Source organism: Listeria swaminathanii (genome assembly GCF_014229645.1).
GTDB classification, from domain to species: domain Bacteria; phylum Bacillota; class Bacilli; order Lactobacillales; family Listeriaceae; genus Listeria; species Listeria swaminathanii.
In genome coordinates this window covers 288,998-309,686 of sequence record NZ_JAATOD010000003.1, presented here as the reverse complement: position 1 = coordinate 309,686, position 20,689 = coordinate 288,998, and the positions used below count along the sequence as shown (strand labels likewise).

At 39.1% G+C, this 20,689-nt stretch carries 19 protein-coding genes; 7 read left to right on the top strand and 12 right to left on the bottom strand.

Annotation, left to right across the window (positions count from 1 at the left end):
• Nucleotides 1-20 precede the first annotated feature (20 nt).
• The 4 genes from recQ to abc-f all read right to left on the bottom strand — a co-directional run bounded on the left by recQ (nucleotide 21) and on the right by abc-f (nucleotide 5,906).
• Nucleotides 21-1,793, bottom strand: coding sequence for a DNA helicase RecQ (gene recQ, locus HCX62_RS11235; RefSeq protein ID WP_185639121.1), 1,773 nt, complete (start codon nucleotides 1,791-1,793; stop codon nucleotides 21-23).
• Nucleotides 1,794-1,953: 160 nt separating this feature from the next.
• Nucleotides 1,954-3,420, bottom strand: coding sequence for an IMP dehydrogenase (gene guaB, locus HCX62_RS11230; protein WP_185480444.1), 1,467 nt, complete (start codon nucleotides 3,418-3,420; stop codon nucleotides 1,954-1,956).
• A 287-nt stretch (nucleotides 3,421-3,707) separates the two neighbouring features.
• Nucleotides 3,708-4,238 carry an ADP-ribose-binding protein gene (locus HCX62_RS11225; protein ID WP_185639120.1) on the bottom strand — a complete coding sequence of 177 codons (531 nt, stop codon included), beginning with the start codon at nucleotides 4,236-4,238 and terminating at the stop codon, nucleotides 3,708-3,710.
• A gap of 57 nt (nucleotides 4,239-4,295) precedes the next feature.
• Nucleotides 4,296-5,906 (bottom strand): ribosomal protection-like ABC-F family protein, encoded by a 1,611-nt coding sequence (gene abc-f, locus HCX62_RS11220; RefSeq protein ID WP_185639119.1) that lies wholly within the window; start codon nucleotides 5,904-5,906, stop codon nucleotides 4,296-4,298.
• Nucleotides 5,907-6,044: 138 nt separating this feature from the next.
• Here abc-f and HCX62_RS11215 point away from each other — a divergent pair, with 138 nt between their 5' ends.
• The 6 genes from HCX62_RS11215 to HCX62_RS11190 are packed head-to-tail and all read left to right on the top strand — an operon-like array spanning nucleotide 6,045 to nucleotide 10,808.
• Nucleotides 6,045-6,395, top strand: a complete 351-nt coding sequence (locus HCX62_RS11215) for a hypothetical protein (RefSeq protein WP_185639118.1) — start codon at nucleotides 6,045-6,047, stop codon at nucleotides 6,393-6,395.
• 27 nt (nucleotides 6,396-6,422) lie between these two features.
• Entirely contained in the window at nucleotides 6,423-7,877 is a 1,455-nt protein-coding gene (locus tag HCX62_RS11210) for a glycoside hydrolase family 1 protein (RefSeq protein ID WP_185502844.1), read from the top strand.
• 46 nt (nucleotides 7,878-7,923) lie between these two features.
• Entirely contained in the window at nucleotides 7,924-8,226 is a 303-nt protein-coding gene (locus tag HCX62_RS11205; protein ID WP_185639117.1) for a PTS sugar transporter subunit IIB, read from the top strand.
• 32 nt (nucleotides 8,227-8,258) lie between these two features.
• The gene (locus HCX62_RS11200) at nucleotides 8,259-9,611 is read left to right on the top strand and encodes a PTS sugar transporter subunit IIC (protein WP_003722123.1); all 1,353 of its coding nucleotides are present in this window, start codon (nucleotides 8,259-8,261) and stop codon (nucleotides 9,609-9,611) included.
• An 11-nt stretch (nucleotides 9,612-9,622) separates the two neighbouring features.
• Complete coding sequence (gene bglK, locus HCX62_RS11195) at nucleotides 9,623-10,507, top strand: beta-glucoside kinase (protein WP_185639116.1); 885 nt, start codon at nucleotides 9,623-9,625, stop codon at nucleotides 10,505-10,507.
• Nucleotides 10,500-10,808: a PTS sugar transporter subunit IIA gene (locus HCX62_RS11190; RefSeq protein WP_003725346.1), complete on the top strand. Its 309-nt coding sequence runs from the start codon at nucleotides 10,500-10,502 to the stop codon at nucleotides 10,806-10,808. Before bglK ends, HCX62_RS11190 begins: the two co-directional genes overlap by 8 nt.
• Nucleotides 10,809-10,848: 40 nt before the next feature.
• On the opposite strand, the gene HCX62_RS11185 is transcribed toward HCX62_RS11190, so the two are convergent.
• The 4 genes from HCX62_RS11185 to HCX62_RS11170 all read right to left on the bottom strand — a co-directional run bounded on the left by HCX62_RS11185 (nucleotide 10,849) and on the right by HCX62_RS11170 (nucleotide 14,452).
• Nucleotides 10,849-11,583, bottom strand: coding sequence for a MurR/RpiR family transcriptional regulator (locus HCX62_RS11185; RefSeq protein ID WP_031672067.1), 735 nt, complete (start codon nucleotides 11,581-11,583; stop codon nucleotides 10,849-10,851).
• Nucleotides 11,584-11,682: 99 nt separating this feature from the next.
• Entirely contained in the window at nucleotides 11,683-12,345 is a 663-nt protein-coding gene (locus HCX62_RS11180; protein ID WP_185639115.1) for a DUF1129 domain-containing protein, read from the bottom strand.
• Nucleotides 12,346-12,415: 70 nt separating this feature from the next.
• Complete coding sequence (locus tag HCX62_RS11175) at nucleotides 12,416-13,546, bottom strand: ABC transporter permease (protein WP_185639114.1); 1,131 nt, start codon at nucleotides 13,544-13,546, stop codon at nucleotides 12,416-12,418.
• Nucleotides 13,547-13,564: 18 nt separating this feature from the next.
• Entirely contained in the window at nucleotides 13,565-14,452 is an 888-nt protein-coding gene (locus HCX62_RS11170; protein WP_185639113.1) for an ATP-binding cassette domain-containing protein, read from the bottom strand.
• A 169-nt stretch (nucleotides 14,453-14,621) separates the two neighbouring features.
• On the opposite strand from HCX62_RS11170, the gene gshAB reads away from it, so the two are divergent.
• Nucleotides 14,622-16,952 carry a bifunctional glutamate--cysteine ligase GshA/glutathione synthetase GshB gene (gene gshAB / locus HCX62_RS11165; RefSeq protein WP_185639112.1) on the top strand — a complete coding sequence of 777 codons (2,331 nt, stop codon included), beginning with the start codon at nucleotides 14,622-14,624 and terminating at the stop codon, nucleotides 16,950-16,952.
• A 41-nt stretch (nucleotides 16,953-16,993) separates the two neighbouring features.
• Here gshAB and HCX62_RS11160 read toward each other — a convergent pair whose 3' ends face one another.
• The 4 genes from HCX62_RS11160 to HCX62_RS11145 form a co-directional block, all read right to left on the bottom strand.
• Nucleotides 16,994-17,179, bottom strand: a complete 186-nt coding sequence (locus HCX62_RS11160) for a bacteriocin-like WGxF protein (RefSeq protein WP_185639111.1) — start codon at nucleotides 17,177-17,179, stop codon at nucleotides 16,994-16,996.
• A complete protein-coding gene (locus HCX62_RS11155; RefSeq protein ID WP_185323990.1) occupies nucleotides 17,176-17,799 on the bottom strand; it encodes an ATP-binding cassette domain-containing protein in 624 nt (207 codons plus the stop codon). The genes HCX62_RS11160 and HCX62_RS11155 overlap by 4 nt, the downstream gene beginning before the upstream one ends.
• The gene (locus HCX62_RS11150; RefSeq protein WP_185639110.1) at nucleotides 17,792-19,960 is read right to left on the bottom strand and encodes a bacteriocin-associated integral membrane family protein; all 2,169 of its coding nucleotides are present in this window, start codon (nucleotides 19,958-19,960) and stop codon (nucleotides 17,792-17,794) included. The genes HCX62_RS11155 and HCX62_RS11150 overlap by 8 nt, the downstream gene beginning before the upstream one ends.
• 62 nt (nucleotides 19,961-20,022) lie before the next feature.
• Entirely contained in the window at nucleotides 20,023-20,418 is a 396-nt protein-coding gene (locus HCX62_RS11145) for a lactococcin 972 family bacteriocin (RefSeq protein WP_185639109.1), read from the bottom strand.
• Between the last annotated feature and the right edge of the window lie 271 nt (nucleotides 20,419-20,689).

Below are 20,689 nucleotides of genomic sequence, written 5' to 3'. Positions count from 1 at the left end.
TCAAAACCCTCTCTTCTATATTATTTCGCTGCCTCTTCTTGCAAAATTGCCAAGAATTCAGCACCATATTTATCGCGTTTCATCGCGCCAATTCCTTTGACTTCAAGCAGTGCGTCTTCCGTTTGTGGCATATACGCGCACATTTCTCGTAACGTTTCATCTGAAAAAATGATATATGGTGGTACTTTGTGTTTCGCTGCCAATTCACGCCGAACTTCCCGTAATTTCTCGAAAAGGTCACTATTTACATCAATTTTAACTTTTTCGGCCCGTTTCGCTTGTTTGCGTTCTACTTTGAGCTCGCCCCGTAGAACCGATACCGCTCTATCTGTCAGTTTCAGCGAAGGAAATTGGCTATCAGTTGGTTGCAAATATTTTTCTGCTGTAAGGTAATCGATTAATTGCAATACATCTTTTTGCGATGCATCTTTCATTAATCCATACGTGCTGAGCTCTTCAAAGCGCCAGTCTTTCACTTTCTGGTCAGCTGAACCCGTCAAAACCTTAGCAATCAATACTTTTCCGAAACGCTCGCCCATTCTTTTAATACAAGAAAAAACTTGTTGCGCCAAAATGGTAATGTCCGTTGCTTCTCTCGTATCTAAGCAATTACTACACTTTCCGCAGTTTTCCTCGTCATCACCAAAATATTGCACAATATACTTCTGCAAACAAATTTCCGTATAACCATAGCCCGTCATTTGGCGGAGCTTGGCGAATTCATTTTGTTTACGCTCATCATCCATTTCGGATTGTTCAATTAAAAACTGCTGGATGCGGCTATCTTGCGGCGAAAATAGTAAAATACAATCACTCGGAACCCCATCACGACCAGCACGACCAGCTTCTTGATAGTACGCTTCGATATTGCGGGGAATATTATAATGAATAACAAAGCGCACATTGGATTTGTTAATTCCCATCCCAAAGGCATTCGTCGCAACAATGACGCGAATATCATCATATAGAAACTTCTCCTGCCAATCCTTTCGCGCTAAATCGGTCATGCCACCATGATACATTCCAGACTCGACGCCTTTTTTAAGCAAGAAACTATGCAAACGTTCCACTTCTTTTCGTGTGGATGCATAAATAATGCCAGATTCTGTCGCATTTTTTGTTAAATAATCAATTAAATATTTGTCTTTGTCTTGCCCTTTTACTACTTGAAAAGCTAAATTATCTCTGGAAAATCCAGTTTTAACAACCGAATTCGCATTTATTTTTAATAATCGACAAATATCATCCGAAACAGCTTGCGTTGCCGTCGCTGTGAGCGCGATAACGAGCGGACGCCTAGTCATTTTATCTAAACTATCGCACAGTGTCAGGTAGCTTGGCCGAAAGTCATGGCCCCACTGCGAGATACAGTGCGCTTCATCAATCGCAAACAATGAAATTGGTACTTGCTCGATTAATCGTTGAAATCCTGGCGTTTCAACTCGCTCGGGCGCAATATATAGCATCTTTAGCTCGCCAGAAAACGCGGCATCCAAACGGATATCTATTTCTCTGTTAGTCAGTGTACTATTAATAAAAGTAGCTGCAATCCCTTCGGAGACTAGCGCATCTACTTGATCCTTCATAAGTGAAATTAGCGGAGAAACGACAATGGTTAAACCGTCAAAAAGAAGTGCTGGTATCTGGTAACAAAGCGACTTACCGCCACCAGTCGGCATGATTGCTAGCGTATCTTCTCCCGCGCAAAGTTTCGAAATAACGTCTACTTGCCCATTTCGAAAGTCTTGATAACCAAAATTTTGCTGTAAAATAGCTCTTGCTTGCTCTATCATTATCTTTTTTCACGCCTCCTCTATAGAAACAGTATAGCGGTTTTATGACTTTAATTGAAGCCTTTTGAGGAAATTCGTGTTTTCTCGCGGTTTTCTTATTTTTATAGTAGAAATTAAAAAGCAGAAACCTCTTTTGGAAGAGATTCCTGCTTTTTCGACCTTAAGAAATGCTATAGTTTGGTGCTTCTTTTGTAATTTGAATATCATGTGGGTGACTTTCACGAAGTCCCGCGCCAGTCATACGAACGAACGCCGCTTCTTCGCGAAGGTGTCTTAAATCAGCTGAGCCAGTGTAACCCATACCCGAACGAATACCGCCAACTAATTGGAAGATAATATCAGCAACGGAACCTTTATAAGGAACGCGCCCTTCGATACCTTCAGGAACCAATTTTTTCGCATCGGCTTGGAAATAACGATCTTTGGAACCGTGCTCCATCGCTGCCAAACTGCCCATACCACGGTAAGTTTTAAACTGACGGCCTTGGAAAATTTCTGTTTCGCCAGGACTTTCATCAGTTCCAGCGAGCATACTTCCAAGCATAACCGCATTTCCTCCAGCAGCTAGTGCCTTCACGATATCACCAGAATATTTAATGCCGCCATCCGCGATAATTGTTTTACCAAATTCGCGCGCAACAGTCGCACAATCATAAATAGCCGTGATTTGTGGTACCCCAACACCCGCAACAACACGAGTCGTACAGATTGAACCAGGACCAATCCCAACTTTTACAATATCAACGCCAACTTCAAAAAGAGCACGTGCTCCTTCAGATGTCGCAACGTTTCCAGCAACAATCACTACATCTTTAAACGTTTGACGAATCTCAGAAATTTTATTAATAACACCCGCTGAATGTCCATGCGCAGTATCAATAACAATCGCATCCACACCCGCTTCGATTAATTTCTCTACGCGCACAAATGTGTCATTCGTAATCCCTACAGCTGCTGCCGCAAGTAGTCGACCGTGCTTATCTTTAGCAGAGTTCGGGAATTCAATTACTTTTTCGATATCTTTAATAGTGATAAGCCCTTTTAGAATGCCAGCTTCATCAACAAGTGGTAATTTCTCAATACGGTGCTTTTGAAGAATCTGCTCAGCTTGTTTTAGCGTAGTCCCAACTGGAGCTGTCACTAGGTTTTCCTTTGTCATAACATCTTTAATTACTGTGGAGTAATCAGAAATAAAACGTAAATCACGGTTAGTTAAAATCCCGACTAGTTTGCGCTCCTGCTCGTTGTTCACGATTGGAACACCTGAAATACGATATTTACCCATCAAATGCTCTGCAGCAAAAACTTGGTGATCTGGAGTTAGATAAAATGGATCGATAATAACGCCGCTTTCGGAACGTTTTACTTTTTCGATTTCTTCCGCTTGTTGTTCGATACTCATATTCTTATGAACAACACCGATTCCGCCTTGACGCGCAATAGCAATCGCCATTTTAGCTTCTGTAATTGTATCCATTCCGGCACTCCAAATTGGTACATTTAATTTGAGTGATGGAGCCATTTCTACACTTAAATCTACATCATTTGGTAATACGTCCGATTTCGCTGGAACAAGTAATACATCATCAAATGTTAAGCCTTCTTTTGCAAATTTTGTCTCCCACATGGGTCGCAAACACTCCTTTTTTATTGGTACTCGCTTTTTTATATAGAAAAAACGCATCATCTTTTCCTTATTTCCATAAAGAAAAAATGGTGGAAAATATCCACATCATGCGACTTGTCTTTTATAATCATGCTGAAATAGCCAATGTATATTTTTAGTTATTGAATATGATGTTACAAGAAGCTAGGAGCTATGTCAAGAAGGTTTTCCGTTGTTGTTTTATTCAGAAAATATAGTAAAAAATGTTTCACGTGAAACATTTTAAAAAGCCGTCTAAGATTATTCTCTTAAACGACTTCGCTATTTATTAATTCGTTATATAGTGCGGCGTTTTCTTCATCAAAACAAACAAAACGTATCTCTTCAATGCTAGAATCGAACTCTTCTTCCGCCCATTTGCGCACGGTATAAAGAGCTACCTCAGCTGCTAGTTTTTTAGGAACACCATATACACCCGTCGAAATATTAGGAAAGGCAATAGATGTTAAGTCTTTTCCGGCCGCTAAATCCAGTGCTTTCCAGTAACATGAAGCTAGTTTATTTGCTTCCTGATGCTCTCCTTCTTTCCAAATTGGTCCTACCGCGTGAATAATATAGCTCGTTTTCAAATCACCCGCAGATGTAATAACCGCCTCACCTGCTGGACATGAACCAATTCGATTAATGATTTCTTGGCACTCTTTTAATAAATCAGGCCCCGCCGCTTGGTGGATAGCACCGTCTACTCCACCGCCGCCTAAAAGACCCGGGTTCGCCGCATTCACAATAACATCCACATCTTGTTCCGTAATATCACCTTTTACAACTGTTATCTCCATACCATCACCTCTTTTCTTCATTCTAATTTATTTTGAGGATGATTTCCAGCAAGGCGATTATCCCCGTTTACTAACCGCATAGCTATAATTCCCTTCGTACACAGTTAATTGCTTATCCTCAAGCCAAATCACCTTAGAACATAGCTGATCAATAAAGTAACGGTCATGAGATACCGTAATAATCGTACCGGTAAATGTCCGAATAGCTTCCTCTAAAACTTCACGCGATGCAATATCTAAATGGTTGGTCGGCTCATCTAGCACTAACGTATTTACAGGCATATTGATAAATTGCGCCAGCCTAAGCCGCATTCGTTCACCTCCGCTAATGTTTGCCACTTTCCGAAAAACCATCTCTCCATAAAACATGAACCCAGCTAACATCTGCCGCGCTTCTCCTTCTGTCACAGCAACCTTATCACGAAACGCTTCCAGTACAGTCATACTCTCATTTAGCTCTTCCATTTGTTGCGAAAGTGAGGCGATTTTCACACTCGCACCTAGCTTAACCATCCCGCCATCAGGGCTCACTTTCCCCTCCATTATTTTAAGCAAAGTGGATTTCCCAGCGCCATTTTCACCAATAATTGCTACTCGCTCCCCCTGCCTAATTTGCAAAGAAACATCCCGCACAATTTCTTTTTCACCAAAAGTTTTGCTCAAATCCTCCATAACCACTACTTCTTGCCCGCTTCGACCTGCTTCATCAAATTGTAATTGCATTTGTTTTTGCGTTAAAACTGGACGCTTCACTTTCTCCATTCGTTCTAATGCACGTTCCATATTTTTGGCGCGACGAAACATGGCATCATTTGGCGGATTGGCTTGCATTGCCCACTGCCGCAGTCGTTTTATGGCTTGCTGCATTTTTTTAATCTTCTTCTGTTGGTCTTTATAATCTTGGAATTCGCGTAATAACCGTTCTTCGCGTTCCTTTAAATATCCAGAAAAATTCGTATGGTAAACAATTAACTCACGATTCTCCAGCTCCACCATTTTCTGAACTACCTCATCTAAAAAGTACCGATCATGGGAAACAACGAGCACGGTTCCCGAATAATGTTGTAAAAATGCGGTCAGCCATTCCACCGCCATTAAATCCAAATGGTTCGTCGGCTCATCTAATAGTAATAAGTCCGTTTTTTGCAGTAATAAATGAGCTAACGCCGCCTTCGTTTTCTCACCACCACTCAAATCTCCCCATCTCTGCGGTAGTAACACGCCAATCCCCAGACCATTAACTACCTTATGCAAATCAGCGTCCATCTCATATCCACCAAGCTCGCCAAACAATGCCATTTTGTCTCCGTAACGATTCATTAGTTTTTCGCTTGCATTCGTTGCCATTTCTGCTTCTAATGAACGCAATTCTTTTTCCAAATCCTCTAGCTCACCAAAACTAGTCCGCAAATATTGTTCTACTATTATATTAGGATCCACGCTCGACAATTGCTCTAAAAGCCCAATTCTCGCTCCCTTTTTACTCGTTACAATCCCACTGTCAACACCCTCATCCCCTTTTAAAATCTTCAAAATGGTACTTTTTCCTTCCCCATTTCGACCGATTAAACCGACGCGTTCACCTTCTTCTAATTGAAGGGAAACTTTCTCTAAAATTACATCTCCAGTAAAACTTTTAACTACCTCATTCATTGCTACTATTGTCATTTTATCCTCCATTTATCCAAGGAAGCATGTTAGAAATGTTTCACGTGAAACATTTTTCCAGACAACAAAAAAGCGTCAGACAAGCGCCCGACGCCAATTATAAGTATAATACTAATTTAGTACCATACTACCGATTGCGTGACTCCATGCTTCTCTCATTTTTTCTCGTTATACAGTTTTTTGGGCAGACTTCGCCAATGTAACTGCAATACCGGAAAAAATTGCACGGACAATATACAAAAATTTAGCTATACTAGTTCGCGCATTCAAAAGAAACATGTCATCTCACCTCTTTTCATTAATACATATAGAATAAGGGATGCTGCCCCAAATGTCAATTGTTCTCCCAATCACATGCACGAAACACAGCGTTTCAGCTCAGAAACTTATACCATTGATATGAAACACGAACCCAAAGCACCAAAATCTATTTACCAATTAGTCGAAACCGTTTACATTAATAAGGCAAGCAAAACTAAAACAGACTAATCGCACATAATTTTTGGAGGTGCCATAATGGAACATAATAAGTTGAAACCTTTCCCAAAAGATTTTCTATGGGGATCAGCTTCTGCAGCGTACCAAGTAGAAGGTGCCTGGGATGAGGATGGCAAAGGACCATCTGTATGGGATGAATTTGTTCGCATTCCTGGAACAACATTCAAAGAAACAAACGGAGACGTAGCGGTGGATAATTACCATCGTTATAAAGAAGATGTCGCGCTAATGGCTGAACAGGGCCTAAAAGCATATCGCTTCTCTGTCGCATGGAGTCGCGTTATCCCGCATGGTAACGGGGAAGTTAACGAAGCTGGACTTAAGTTCTATGATAATTTGATTGATGAACTTCTTTCTTATGGAATTGAGCCAGTTGTGACACTTTACCACTGGGATATTCCGCAAGGGCTTCAAGACGAATATGGTGGATGGGAATCGCGCAAAGTCGTAGAAGATTTCACTACTTACGCTGCCCTTCTATTCGAACGCTTTAACGGCCGAGTTAAATACTGGGTAACACTTAATGAACAAAACGTATTTATCTCACACGGTTACAAATTAGCGTATCACCCACCTGGCGTTTCTGACGACAAGCGTATGTTTGCGGCAAATCACAATGCGAACTTGGCGAATGCTTCTGCAATTGCTAAATTCCGCGAGCTAGGTACATCTGGAAAAATCGGCCCGAGTTTTGCATACGGACCAAGTTACTCCATTGATGCCAACCCAGCAAACGTGTTAGCTTCTGAAAACTCCGAAGAATTCAACGCCCATTTCTGGATGGATGTTTACACATGGGGTGAATATCCTACCGCTACTTGGAACTGGCTGGAAGAGCACGGTCTTGCACCGGAAATCTTACCAGGCGATACGGAACTTCTGAAAAAAGGAAAACCTGATTTCATGGGAGTTAACTATTACCGCTCAATGACTCATGCATTTAATGGGAAAGACGGCGTTGGTTCTGGGAAAATGAATACAACTGGCGAAAAAGGCACTTCCGAGGAAACTGGTGTACCGGGGTTATACAAAAACACCAACAACCCTTACTTAGAGAAAACGAATTGGGACTGGGATATTGATCCAACTGGCTTGCGCATTGGCTTACGTAGAATTACTAACCGCTATAAATTACCAATCATGATTACAGAAAATGGTCTTGGTGAGTATGATAGCTTAACGGAAGACCACAAAATCCACGATGAGTACCGGATTGAATACATTCGCGCACATGCTCTAGCAATCCAAGAAGCAATCACGGACGGTGTAGAGATGCTTGGTTACTGCACTTGGAGCTTCACAGATTTACTAAGCTGGTTAAACGGCTACCAAAAACGTTACGGTTTCGTATATGTTGACCGCGATGAAAATGATGAAAAAGAATTAAAACGCTATAAAAAAGACAGTTTTTACTGGTATAAAAAGACAATCGAAGCAAACGGAGCTAATTTAGTAGAAGAACAGGGCAAATAAGCCTTGTTCTCTCTCTGCTTCAACCATTTTGGGAGGGAAAATCTTAATGAAAAAAATATTACTTGTATGTGCGGCCGGAATGTCGACAAGCTTACTCGTTACTAAAATGAAAGCGCACGCAACCTCTATCGGGGAAGATATTGAAATTGAAGCATTGCCAGTATCTGAAGCTAGTAACGTAGTAGATAAAATGGATATCGTTATGCTTGGACCTCAAGTCCGTTACCAAAAACCGCAAGTGGATGAACTTGTACAAGGTCGCATCCCTGTTGTAGTAATTGATATGAAAGATTATGGTATGTTAAACGGGAAAGCCGTTCTTGAAAAAGCTTTCGCGGAGATTGGGTAAGGGATTTTCATTTAAAATAGGGAGGTTTTAAAATGAGTATGATGTCAAAATTTGAACACGGCATGGAACGTGTCTTAGTACCAGTTGCGAATAAATTGAACTCGCAACGCCATATTGCAGCAATTCGTGATGCATTTATTTTAGTTTTCCCATTAATTATGGCGGGTTCAATTATCACTTTGATTAACTTCGCAGTATTATCACCAGATGGCTTTATTGCAAAAATTCTATTCCTAGGGAAAATCTTCCCTAATTTAGCAGATGCACAGGCTGTATTTTCGCCGGTAATGCAAGGTTCGACTAATATTATGGCGATTCTGATTGTATTCTTAGTCGCGCGGAATCTGGCCATCTTCTTTAAACAGGATGATTTGCTCTGTGGACTTACATCGATAGGTGCATTCTTTATCGTTTATACACCTTACACAGTGGTTGACAATGCATCTTACATGACAATCAAATTCTTAGGCGCACAAGGCCTTTTCGTTGCTATTATTGTAGCGATTATTACTGGGGAAGTATTTAGCCGTCTAGCTAGATCCCCTCGTTTAATGATTAAAATGCCTGACCAAGTACCACCAGCAGTTGCTCGTTCTTTTAAAGTATTAATTCCAGTTATCATCATCACTATTCTTTTCTCTGTAATTAACTACTTAATCACTTTAGTTGCTCCAGAAGGTTTAAACGACCTTGTTTACACAGTTATCCAAGCGCCACTTAAAGATATGGGAACTAACGTATTCTCTGTTATCATCATTGGACTTGTTTCTAACTTACTTTGGGTTCTTGGTATTCACGGTCCTAACACAGTTGCGGCTATTCGTGACACCATTTTCACTGAACCAAACTTAGATAACTTATCTTACGTAGCACAACACGGTTCTGCTTGGGGCGCACCTTACCCAGCAACATGGGCTGGCCTAAATGACGGATTCGCAAACTACGGCGGATCTGGTATGACTCTAGGTTTACTGATTGCTATCTTTATAGCATCCCGTCGTGCAGACTACCGCGATATCGCGAAACTTTCTCTTGCACCAGGGATTTTCAACATCAACGAACCAGTTATTTTCGGTTTACCAATCGTATTAAACCCAATTATGGTTATTCCTTTCATCATTACACCAGCAATCAATACATTAATTGGTTACTTCTTTATCTCAACAAAACTTATTCCACCTGTCGCCTATCAAGTGCCTTGGACAACTCCGGGACCACTGATTCCCTTCCTTGGTACAGGAGGAAACTGGCTCGCGCTTCTGGTCGGCTTGCTCTGTCTAGCCGTCGCAACAGTCATTTATCTACCATTCGTACTTGTATCTAACAAAATTGCCGCGAGTGATGCTGCAATGGACAAAAATGCAACAGCCTCAACGGAACAATAGGATGTGACAAAATGAAAATTGCAGCTTTTGATATCGGTGGAACGGCCCTTAAAATGGGGGTCGTTTTGCCGCATGGTGAAATTATTTTAACAAAATCAGCCGAAATCAGCGGTAGCGACGGCGACCAAATTTTAGCAGAAATGAAATTGTTTCTTGTTGAAAATACGGACGTGACGGGCATTGCAGTCAGCGCACCCGGCTACGTTAATCCGAAAACTGGACTCATCACAATGGGCGGCGCTATTCGCAGATTTGATAACTTTAATTTGAAAGAATGGCTCGAAGCGGAAACTGGTCTTCCTGTTGCCATCGAAAATGATGCTAATTGTGCCCTACTCGCTGAAAAATGGCTTGGTAAAGGACAAGATTTGGATGATTTTCTTTGTTTAACAATCGGAACTGGGATTGGTGGCGGCATTTTTTCCAATGGTGAATTAGTTCGTGGCGGTCGTTTCCGGGCTGGCGAGTTTGGTTATATGTTTAGCGAACGTCCCGGTGCTTTCCGTCCTGGCAAATATACGCTAAACGAGACCACAACCATGCTTGTTCTTCGTAGACAGTACGCGGAACTTACTGGGCGCCCTTTGGAAGAGATTACTGGTGAAGAAATTTTTGCTAATTATGACGCGCATGACCCTATCTCAGAACGACTTATTAACGAATTTTACACCGGGATTTGTACGGGGCTTTATAATTTAATTTACCTGTTCGATCCAACGCACATTTTTATCGGTGGTGGAATTACAAGCCGTCCTACTTTTATCACGGAGCTAAAGCATCATATGGAGAGCTTTGGGCTGCGCGACACGATTATCGAAACAGCAACACATAAAAATCAAGCTGGTCTACTCGGCGCAGTGTATCACTTTTTACAGGAGGAAAATAGACATGAATGAAATGGAAACAGTTATTTTTGGCATGATTAGCCAAGTTGGTTCTGCGAGAAGCAGTTACTTAGAAGGACTTCGTGCGGCTCGTGAAGGCAATTTTGAGGAAGCAGAAGCAAAACTACAAGAAGGTAGCGAAACACTCGCAAACGGGCACCACGAGCATCATAAGCTAATCCAAAAAGAAGCTTCCGGTGAAAAAGTGGAAATTCAATTGCTTTTAATCCATGCGGAAGACTTACTCATCACAACAGAAACATTAAGAGAAGTTGTCACTGAATTCGTGCATGTATACAAAAAAATAAGCTAATAAAAAAGCGTGTAGGCCTCGAAAACCTACACGCTTTTTGTTATTCTTCTTGTTCTTGATTATAATTTTTCTTCGCCATCGCTTCCAGTAAAAATAGCACCGGAATTTGCGTCGTAATATTCGTCTTATCGACCATTTCCTGCGTCACATAATACGGAATATTAACATCAGACAAGCCAGCAAGCGTATTGTGGCTCGTATTGGTGATACTAATAATCCGACTGCCATATTGCTGCATATTTTGCGCCTGCTCAAGCACCTGGTCCGTTTCGCCTGACACAGAAAGTATAATCATCACTGCTTTATTTTTAAATTGCTCTCCCGGGTTAGGATAAAATGGATCTTTAATATAAAATGTCCGCTTCTTCATATTGGAGAAAAAACGACTACCATACTCTGCTAAAATCCCTGAGGTTCCGATTCCGAAAAACACGACTAAATCAGCTTCATTGATAATTTCCGCCGCCGCGTCTAACACATGATCATAATCACGATTCATTGTCCGTTCAAAGAATTCCTCTAAAACTTCTACTGTATCCGCCGTTTTTTTCTTCACTTCACGCGTCGCTTCTTGTTTAAGCTTCACTTTAAATTCCGAAAAGCCTTCACAGCCCAATTTTCTAGTAAAACGAACGATAGAAGCCGGCGAAACATGCGTCACTTCTGAAAGCTCACGAACTCTCATAAACATAACTTTGTCCCGATTTTCCATTATGTAACGGTATAAATGATGCTCTGTCTCTGTAAATTGTCTAATCACTTCATACGAAAACATAAGTTTATTCACCTCATCTGTATCAGTATTTCCCGGGAAATAAAAACAGGTGACCGCTTCGCAATATGCAATTTAGGTCACCTGTCCGTGTCCATCTTCTTATAAGGATGGAATATTTTTCTTTTTCTTCACATAGAAACGTAGGGCAATAATAACTGCACCACCAACTGTGTTAACAATCGGACTTAACGCTACATTGATATTTGGAGGAATTGTCACTTGTACAATCGTCATTACAAACATCCATACCGCAATGACTCCGACCGCTACTAGTAAGTATTTTATTGTTCCACCTTTTTGACCAGCGCGCATGTTAGATGCGTATTTACGTAAGATCAGCATCGCGAAACCACCGACAACCGCAGTGATTACTAGCACGATAATTCCTAAAGTCTGTGCATTTTTTTGGAAATAAGCACTAATTCCGGAAATCAGCATCATCGCTCCAAGTACAAGGAGTCCGCCGTCAAGAACTAGCCACCATTTGTCTGTATTTTGCTCCACTGTAGCAGCTTTCACATCTAAAGAAACAACATATTCTGTTGGTGTTAAATTAAATAATTTTCTCGCTGTTATGCCTTTTTTCTGTTCGGCTAAAATCTTTTCACTCATTTCATAAACAATCACTTCTTGTTGTTCTGCGCCGTAATGAGTTTCTCGCAAATGCTTTTCAACTTCCATTACATATTGCAAATTCCGCTTTGTTAAACTAGCTTTTAATTCAGCTAATTGCGGTTTATTCGTTTCTGTTTCTGTGGTCAATGCTAAATCCTCCCTCACTCATTCTATCCTCTATTATACCGGACTTACCTACTATAAAAAAGCTATTTTTTTAATTCGTTTTAGACATCTGGAAAAGGCCACGCATTTTATTTAAAATGTAGAGCGCTAAAATAAAACTAGCAATCGTCGCGCCTATTCCCCAAGCTAGATAACCGATGAATCCAAGCTCCGTATCCGTCACAGCCAAATTAGCCGAAGCCATTCCAACGAACAACGAAAACAGTACTAAAAACGGCCATTTAACCCACGGGAAAGCAAATAAATAGCCACTCCGTTCAATATGCTGCTTTTTATATAAAATTAAAATAGCTATAACCATCAACACACTCAATATCACACTGAAAATAACCGCTCCAAACGACGCCGACTCAAACGAAAACGGAGAAAATACATTCACATAATCCTCAAACCGCAGCAGTTTAGACATCCCTTTATCCCCAGCATGCGGCCAAATAAAGTTATACATATTATCTAAAGTAGGATTTAACACATTTGGCAGTAACATTACCCCAAACGCCACAAAAGCTGCAGCAATTGGCGAACCTATCAATAAGCCAATTAAAATCGCCACTAAAAATATAACAATGTATGTAAATAGCCCACCAACAATATCCACCCAAAATTTCGCTGCATCAAACTGGACATATTCAGTTGGTACTTGCGACAAGAAATAAGCCAAACCAATCCCCATGGAAGCAATGTAGCTTAAAGCAATCGTCGCTATCCCCATGATCATTTTAACCCCAACAATATGGGTTCGTTTATAAGGCAACGATGCAGTAAATCGATTCGCCCTTGTATATCGTTCAAATATTACCGCTAAAACCCCTAAAATAAACACACTTATCTTAATCAGCGTAAAAAACATCTCCACTTGAAAATAAAACATAAACGGCATGTAATCCACAAACTCATCTTGAACAAAATTAGTGTACATCGGCACCGACAAATAAGCGACCGTCAAACTAGCCTTCATTTCCTCATCAGAAGTCTTATATTCTGGATTTTCTTCCTGCTGCTTTATAAAGTCACTCGATTCATAGTAGTCCTTTTGACTATGCCATCTGTCCGCATCCGACATTAAACCTAAAGTAATTCCCAGAAAAAAAAGTACCGCCACTCCCAAAAGCATCCATCTCATATTACGCCATTCCCGATACCATAACCCTCGATTAAACATTATTAGTCTCACCCCCTGCTATATCTCGTAATAATCTATTTTGTCATTCGCCAAATGCACCGTGAAAATATCCTCAATCGATATCGTCATTTCTTCCAGTAAAACCGGATCCTCTAAACGCAAATCCGCCAGAAAACTACTTGCATTTTCAGTTACTAAAAGTGTATAAATCCGCCCATTTCGATATAATAATTGTGCATTATTCTTCACAAAATCAGGTATCTTCTTCGTTTTAAAGGCTACTTGTATTTTCACCGCATCCGTCCGCATATCCTCTAAATAATAATCAAGCTCCACACTCGCGCCTTTTAGAACAATCACCCGGTCCGCAATCGCCTCAAGCTCTTCCAAGCGATGAGACGCAATCACCACACTCGTCCCGCGCTTCTTCACCGTATCCTTAATAATCGCCAAAATCTGTTTTTTAATAATAATATCGAGCCCGTCCATTGGTTCATCCAGCAACAAATACCGAACATTCAGCGAAAAAGCTAAAATAATAAAAAATAAAGCCTTTCGTCCCTTTGAAAAAGACAGTAATTTCGCCTTCATCGGTAGTTCAAATTGCTTCATTAGCTCCATAAAAAACGCTTCATCAAACGTTGTGTAAATTTGCTTATAGATCTTCACAACCGTGTGCACGCTGTATGTATTAAAATGATTCATATTATCTTCTAAGAAAAATAGCTGCTGCTTCACTTCTGGGTGTTTATAAATACTCTTTTCATCCAAGAAAACATCGCCCTCATCCGGCAAATAAATTCCTGTCATCGTCGAAAATAGTGTCGTTTTCCCCACGCCATTTCGACCAATTAATGCCGTTACTTCTCCCGCTTGCAAATCAAATGAAACATCCTTCAAAACCAAGTTATCGTCCATCTTTTTAGTTAAGTTCCGAATTTTCATTATTCCACCTCTTTCACTCATTATATAAGCTCCAGAATATTTTTTCTACACTTTTAAAAAGTTTCTGCCAATTCGTGACAAAAAGTTACAAACCAATCATTATACTAATTTCACATATTGCGGTAAAATATCTCTATATGAACTTATTTAAAACCCCTGAGGTGAAAACATGATAAAACTTGATACGACAATGCTTGATTCTTTTAAAGAAAACCCGACACTCCGGAAGTATTTGTTTTCTGGACATTTTGGTTTGGAAAAAGAAAATATTCGCGTAACTTCTGATGGAAAATTGGCTCTTACGCCACATCCAGCTATTTTTGGCCCAAAAGAAGATAACCCATATATTAAAACCGATTTTTCGGAAAGTCAGATTGAAATGATTACCCCGGTAACAGATTCGATTGACTCTGTCTATGAATGGCTTGAAAACCTTCATAATATCGTTTCTTTACGCGCTGAAAACGAACTACTTTGGCCGTCTAGTAATCCGCCAATTTTACCAGCCGAAGAAGATATTCCGATTGCAGAATACAAAACGCCTGATAGCCCGGACCGAAAATATCGCGAGCACTTGGCTAAAGGCTACGGCAAGAAAATCCAATTATTATCCGGCATTCATTATAACTTCTCGTTTCCGGAAGCCTTAATTGACGGACTTTACGCCGAAATTCGCCTTCCTGAAGAATCCAAGCAAGACTTTAAAAACCGCCTATATTTAAAAGTTGCCAAATACTTTATGAAAAATCGTTGGTTGCTCATTTATTTAACCGGCGCGAGCCCGGTCTACCTTGCTGATTTTACAAAAACAACGAACGAAGAAACCTTACCTGATGGCACTAGCGCCCTTCGTGACGGAATTTCACTTCGAAATAGTAACGCTGGCTATAAAAATAAAGAATCGCTTTTCGTCAATTACAATTCATTTGACGCTTATATTTCCAGCATTTCGAACTATATCGAAGAAGGCAAAATCGAAAGTATGCGCGAATTTTACAATCCAATTCGTTTAAAAAATGCTCATACCGACCAAACCGTTGAAAGTTTAGCAGAGCATGGCGTGGAATATTTAGAAATCCGTTCCATTGACCTAAACCCGCTGGAGCCAAACGGTATTTCCAAAGATGAACTTGCCTTTATCCACCTATTTTTAATCAAAGGTTTGCTTTCAGAAGACCGCGAACTATGCGCAAACAACCAGCAATTAGCTGATGAGAACGAAAATAACATTGCGCTAAACGGCCTTGCACAACCTGCCATTAAAAATTGCGATAACGAAGAAATGTCCCTTGCAGATGCCGGACTTTTAGAACTCGACAAGATGAGCGAATTCATCCGAGACCTACTACCAGAAGACACGAAGCGCCAAGCAATCATCGAAAAACAAAAAGAACGTCTGCTACACCCTGAAAAAACAATCGCAGCACAAGTAAAACAACAAGTAACCAAAGAAGGCTATGTCGACTTCCACTTAAACCAAGCAAAAACTTACATGGAAGAAACCGAAGCACTAGCCTACAAACTAATCGGCGCAGAAGATATGGAACTTTCCACCCAAATCATCTGGAAAGACGCCATCGCGCGCGGCATCAAAGTAGACGTATTAGACCGAGCAGAAAACTTCCTCCGCTTCCAAAAAGGCGACCACGTGGAATACGTTAAACAAGCCAGCAAAACATCCAAAGACAATTACGTCTCCGTTTTAATGATGGAAAACAAAGTAGTTACGAAGCTCGTACTCGCAGAACACGATATCCGCGTCCCATTTGGCGACAGTTTTAGCGACCAAGCCCTTGCACTCGAAGCTTTCTCGTTATTTGAGGATAAACAAATCGTTGTGAAACCGAAGTCCACCAATTACGGATGGGGCATCAGCATTTTCAAAAATAAATTCACACTTGAAGATTACCAAGAAGCTTTAAATATCGCATTTAGTTATGATAGCTCCGTTATTATCGAGGAGTTCATTCCTGGCGACGAGTTCCGTTTCTTAGTCATCAACGACAAAGTAGAAGCCGTGTTAAAACGCGTACCCGCCAACGTTACTGGCGACGGAATCCATACTGTCCGCGAATTAGTTGAAGAAAAAAACACCGATCCATTGCGCGGAACCGACCATTTAAAACCACTTGAAAAAATCCGTACCGGCCCAGAAGAAACACTCATGCTTTCCATGCAAAAACTTTCTTGGGACAGCATTCCAAAAGCAGAAGAAATCATCTACCTTCGCGAAAACTCCAACGTCAGCACTGGCGGAGATAGCATTGACTACACCGACGAAATGGACAATTACTTCAAAGACATAGCCATTCGCGCCACCCAAGTCCTTGACGCCAAAATTTGCGGCGTAGACATAATTGTTCCACGTGAAACAATTGACCGAGATAAACACGCTATCATCGAGCTAAACTTCAATCCCGCGATGCATATGCACTGCTTCCCTTATCAGGGTGAGAAGAAAAAAATTGGTGATAAGATTTTAGATTTCTTGTTTGAATAAAAAATACCAGCTACTAGTTTAGTAGCTGGTATTTTTGTTATTTAAGCCCTGGATAACAGCAACCTATTCGTAATTAAATTTAAAATAAAATAGATTAAAACAAAGGAGCCCCAATAGATAAACAAGTTTTCATATCCAAGCAATAATACCCTAAAGCAAATTTTATGAATAAGCACCACTAAGAGTATTAATAGACTATTTACTATAGAAATACCGATAATTTTCATCTTATTTCGCCTCCTTCAATGTAAATGATTCGATCTGCTTTTGCAGATATTTCCGGGTCATGCGTAACACAAACGATAGTCTTACCTTGCTTTTTCAAGGCTAAAAATAATTCAATGATTTTTTGTTTGTTTTTATCATCTAAATTGCCTGTTGGTTCGTCCGCAAGTAAAAGTTGAAATGGTTTGAGTAAAATGCGTACAATAGCAATCCGTTGTTTTTCTCCACCGCTTAATTGGTATACTTTTTTTGCTAAATAGCTCTCATCCATTCCTACTTCTTCCAAATGCTCTATCATCAGCTTGCGATTTTCTCCGCCTGTAATGGATAAGTTTTCAAACACTGTTTCATTTTCCATCAATAGATAATTTTGGAATATAAAACCTAACACCTCTTTTTTTAGAGTCATAACTTCTTTTTTCGTCTGATATTCCATCTCGTTAATAATAACTTGTCCACTATCTTTTGAATCTAGGTGTCCGATAACATTTAGCAGCGTGGTCTTCCCACTACCACTCTCGCCGACGACTGCAATAAATTCACCAGCTCCAATAGAAAGAGAGACTTTTTCCAAAATCAATTTATCTTGTATCTTTTTACTGACATTAACTAATTCAATCATATTTTTCACCTTTTAGTATGGCTTTAAAATCTTTATTAATTACTTTTTCCTTTAAGAAATAAATAACACACAGTTCTATGAGGAGAATAACTACACTAAAATATAAAGCAATTGGTTCTTTAGTAATGATGAAAGTAACGACTCCCGAAAAAGCACACACGGCCAAATTACTTATAATAAACCATTTACTACTTTTCCAAAACGAATATCCAAATACATGGTAAATAAGTTGTTTATATAAGTTCTCCCGGTAATATGATAATACAAGCAATATCATAAAAGAATAGGAGCTTATCGCTAAAATAATCGTACCTATCGATTGCTGATATATTTGCCATTTTAAAGCAGTTAATTCGCTTGATACTTCTTGATAAACACTCGTTACATTGGTAATTTCTCTTGCATTTGAATTATTAATAAGTGGCAAAATAGCATTAAACGCATCGCCCTTCGTTTTATCAACAAAATATACAGAAGAAGTTACAAAAGCGCCAATACTAGATGAATCAATGTTCCCTGTATAGATAATCGCTATTGGATCTGTGATGTTCCCCGTTCGTAAATCCCCCGTACTACTATCATAGGAAAAATAGTCTTGGTTATTTTGAGCATAAATAATATTGATACTTAAGTCGTCCTTACCTAGCTCTAAAACAGGACGATTCAAAGCCTCATTGTACATATTAGCTACCTCTACCTTTTGAAAATAGAAGTGATCAAGATAAGCTTTTTTTATGTCTTTCTCGAATTCCTTCTTGCTCGTAGGAACTATAATATTCAAAACTTTATCATTGATTATTGTTTCACTTTCCACGTTCTGCCCTTGTACACCTTTAATTGGGTTTAATTTTAAGTAATTAAAATCAATTTCTACGTTATTCCCTTCAGGCGAATTTATTTCAGAGTCCTTATTCAAATAGGTTTCATAAAAAAAAGTATCATTTTCAACCCGCGTAAAATTATTTGAATACATTAAAAACATCTCTTTTTTAGCTGTTCCTTCTTCATAAAAAGCATTTAACTTATCGTTTAATTTTTTATTAGCTTTTAAATCGTCTTGAATATTCTCGGGCAAAACTCCTACGTTTACTTTAAAAATGTTCTTTGCATCATTCCACACGTCCATATTAGCTAGTCTTGTATTTAACGTCTGCAGCGACTGATAGGAAGCTATAATCGTACCTATAAATACACAAAGCAAAGCAAATTTAATAACTAAATTGATAGCCAAATGTTGTTTTGCCGACTGCATATGTTGGTCAGACTTTGGTTGATCGATTTTCTGTATTCTAAGTAATCCAAAGAAATACATCGGAAACAGAATAAAAATCAACAAAAATACATTAAACAAAAGCAACTTCGATACTATTTCTACTGAGTATGCGGATAGCCCTCTTACTAAAACTATGCCAACAAAAACCACCAAAATCACTAACTCACTAAACAATGTAAATTTAATAGTTTTATTGAACAAAGACTTTAATGTAACTAACTTAGAATTCCCCCATATACGATTAACAAATAACCGCTGTTTGGAGTATCTTAAATAGTAATATGTAAAAATAAATAAAATGACAAAACATAAAATCAAAGTCATAAGTAACGGGATATTAATATACTTCCACCAGCTCACGTCAACACTTTTCGTAGTTACTTCCCCGTACTGTTCAAATTCCTTTAAAAAAGCCTGATAAGTATCCTGGTTATCCAAACCACTTACATAAAAAGTATCACTTAGACCCACATTTTTAATTTGTCCAAAGTCATAAACCTTTAAAGCCCAATACTTAGAAGGATGATAAATCACACCCGATTGTTTTTCATCGCCACTTTCCCGATTCGCCAAAAAACGGTTTTTATCGGGATAATCTCCTTTTTTAAGCTTTATATTTGGTGAATACTGGCAATTAGAGGCATAAATATTCAAATCGCGTTCATCTAAAAATGTATACTGCGCTATGTTAATATTGTTCGCTTTTGAAAATTGCTCTATAGAATTATTAATTTCTAAAACCTGAGAGTCATCTTTATATTTAAACTGCACTTCTGTCTGGTCTTTAAAAAGAAAATCACGCGACAAGGTATTAGTAATAAAATTAAAAAACATTACATTACCAATGACAAGTGTTACTAATATGATAATGGAAAGAAATTTTTTCATTAAATCATCCTTAGTTTAACTATAAAGCTAAGAAACATAATAATTTCTTAGCTTTATAGGAATTATTTTGTAGCCCAATTAGCTTTATTACCCCATAGCGATGATTTAATCCAAACACTTGCTAGTTTGTTCTTCGTTTTCCAAGGACTACTTTCTGTATACCTGTAATTAGAGGCACTTGATTTATGTGTTTTTTTAGGGTGCTGATAATTTGAATAATGTCTATCTTGTCCCCATGTAACCCAGAAAGTGCCGCCTCCAGCTGATTTCGCTGCTTTTAATAGAGGTTTTTTTCCTGTTGTGGTCTCAGAAAAAATCACTTTTTCACCTGTTTTATTTGCGCTCATTAATGAATCTAAGCTAGTCTCTCCTTCATTTAGATTTTGAGCAGCTAAGGCGCCCATCGGTGATAACACTGTAAGCAATGCTATCGCTAAAACACATACTTTTTTCTTCATTGTATTCTCCTCCTCTTTCCAATTAATATTTATATTGCATAACCAAATAAATAGGTTAGAATATATCCTCCCTATGAAACCTCCAAAGTTTTACTTTTATAATATTCTAACTATTCCTAATGTAACACAAAAAAGTAATGTATAACCAAAAATGTAATGAACGACTTAATTCATATCATAAATAGCTAAAATTATAGTGTATTAGTGAATTTTCTACACATATCGTGTTAAAAACCTTCATTTTCAGAATAAAAAAAAGCGCTAGACGGCT

Bases quoted from the DNA above. Each gene is read 5' to 3' on its own strand.
- recQ (WP_185639121.1), bottom strand. From the start codon at position 1,793: ATGATAGAGCAAGCAAGAGCTATTTTACAGCAAAATTTTGGTTATCAA.
- guaB (WP_185480444.1), bottom strand. From the start codon at position 3,420: ATGTGGGAGACAAAATTTGCAAAAGAAGGCTTAACATTTGATGATGTA.
- HCX62_RS11225 (WP_185639120.1), bottom strand. From the start codon at position 4,238: ATGGAGATAACAGTTGTAAAAGGTGATATTACGGAACAAGATGTGGAT.
- abc-f (WP_185639119.1), bottom strand. From the start codon at position 5,906: ATGACAATAGTAGCAATGAATGAGGTAGTTAAAAGTTTTACTGGAGAT.
- HCX62_RS11210 (WP_185502844.1), top strand. From the start codon at position 6,423: ATGGAACATAATAAGTTGAAACCTTTCCCAAAAGATTTTCTATGGGGA.
- HCX62_RS11205 (WP_185639117.1), top strand. From the start codon at position 7,924: ATGAAAAAAATATTACTTGTATGTGCGGCCGGAATGTCGACAAGCTTA.
- HCX62_RS11200 (WP_003722123.1), top strand. From the start codon at position 8,259: ATGAGTATGATGTCAAAATTTGAACACGGCATGGAACGTGTCTTAGTA.
- bglK (WP_185639116.1), top strand. From the start codon at position 9,623: ATGAAAATTGCAGCTTTTGATATCGGTGGAACGGCCCTTAAAATGGGG.
- HCX62_RS11190 (WP_003725346.1), top strand. From the start codon at position 10,500: ATGAATGAAATGGAAACAGTTATTTTTGGCATGATTAGCCAAGTTGGT.
- HCX62_RS11185 (WP_031672067.1), bottom strand. From the start codon at position 11,583: ATGTTTTCGTATGAAGTGATTAGACAATTTACAGAGACAGAGCATCAT.
- HCX62_RS11175 (WP_185639114.1), bottom strand. From the start codon at position 13,546: ATGTTTAATCGAGGGTTATGGTATCGGGAATGGCGTAATATGAGATGG.
- HCX62_RS11170 (WP_185639113.1), bottom strand. From the start codon at position 14,452: ATGAAAATTCGGAACTTAACTAAAAAGATGGACGATAACTTGGTTTTG.
- gshAB (WP_185639112.1), top strand. From the start codon at position 14,622: ATGATAAAACTTGATACGACAATGCTTGATTCTTTTAAAGAAAACCCG.
- HCX62_RS11160 (WP_185639111.1), bottom strand. From the start codon at position 17,179: ATGAAAATTATCGGTATTTCTATAGTAAATAGTCTATTAATACTCTTA.
- HCX62_RS11155 (WP_185323990.1), bottom strand. From the start codon at position 17,799: ATGATTGAATTAGTTAATGTCAGTAAAAAGATACAAGATAAATTGATT.
- HCX62_RS11150 (WP_185639110.1), bottom strand. From the start codon at position 19,960: ATGAAAAAATTTCTTTCCATTATCATATTAGTAACACTTGTCATTGGT.
- HCX62_RS11145 (WP_185639109.1), bottom strand. From the start codon at position 20,418: ATGAAGAAAAAAGTATGTGTTTTAGCGATAGCATTGCTTACAGTGTTA.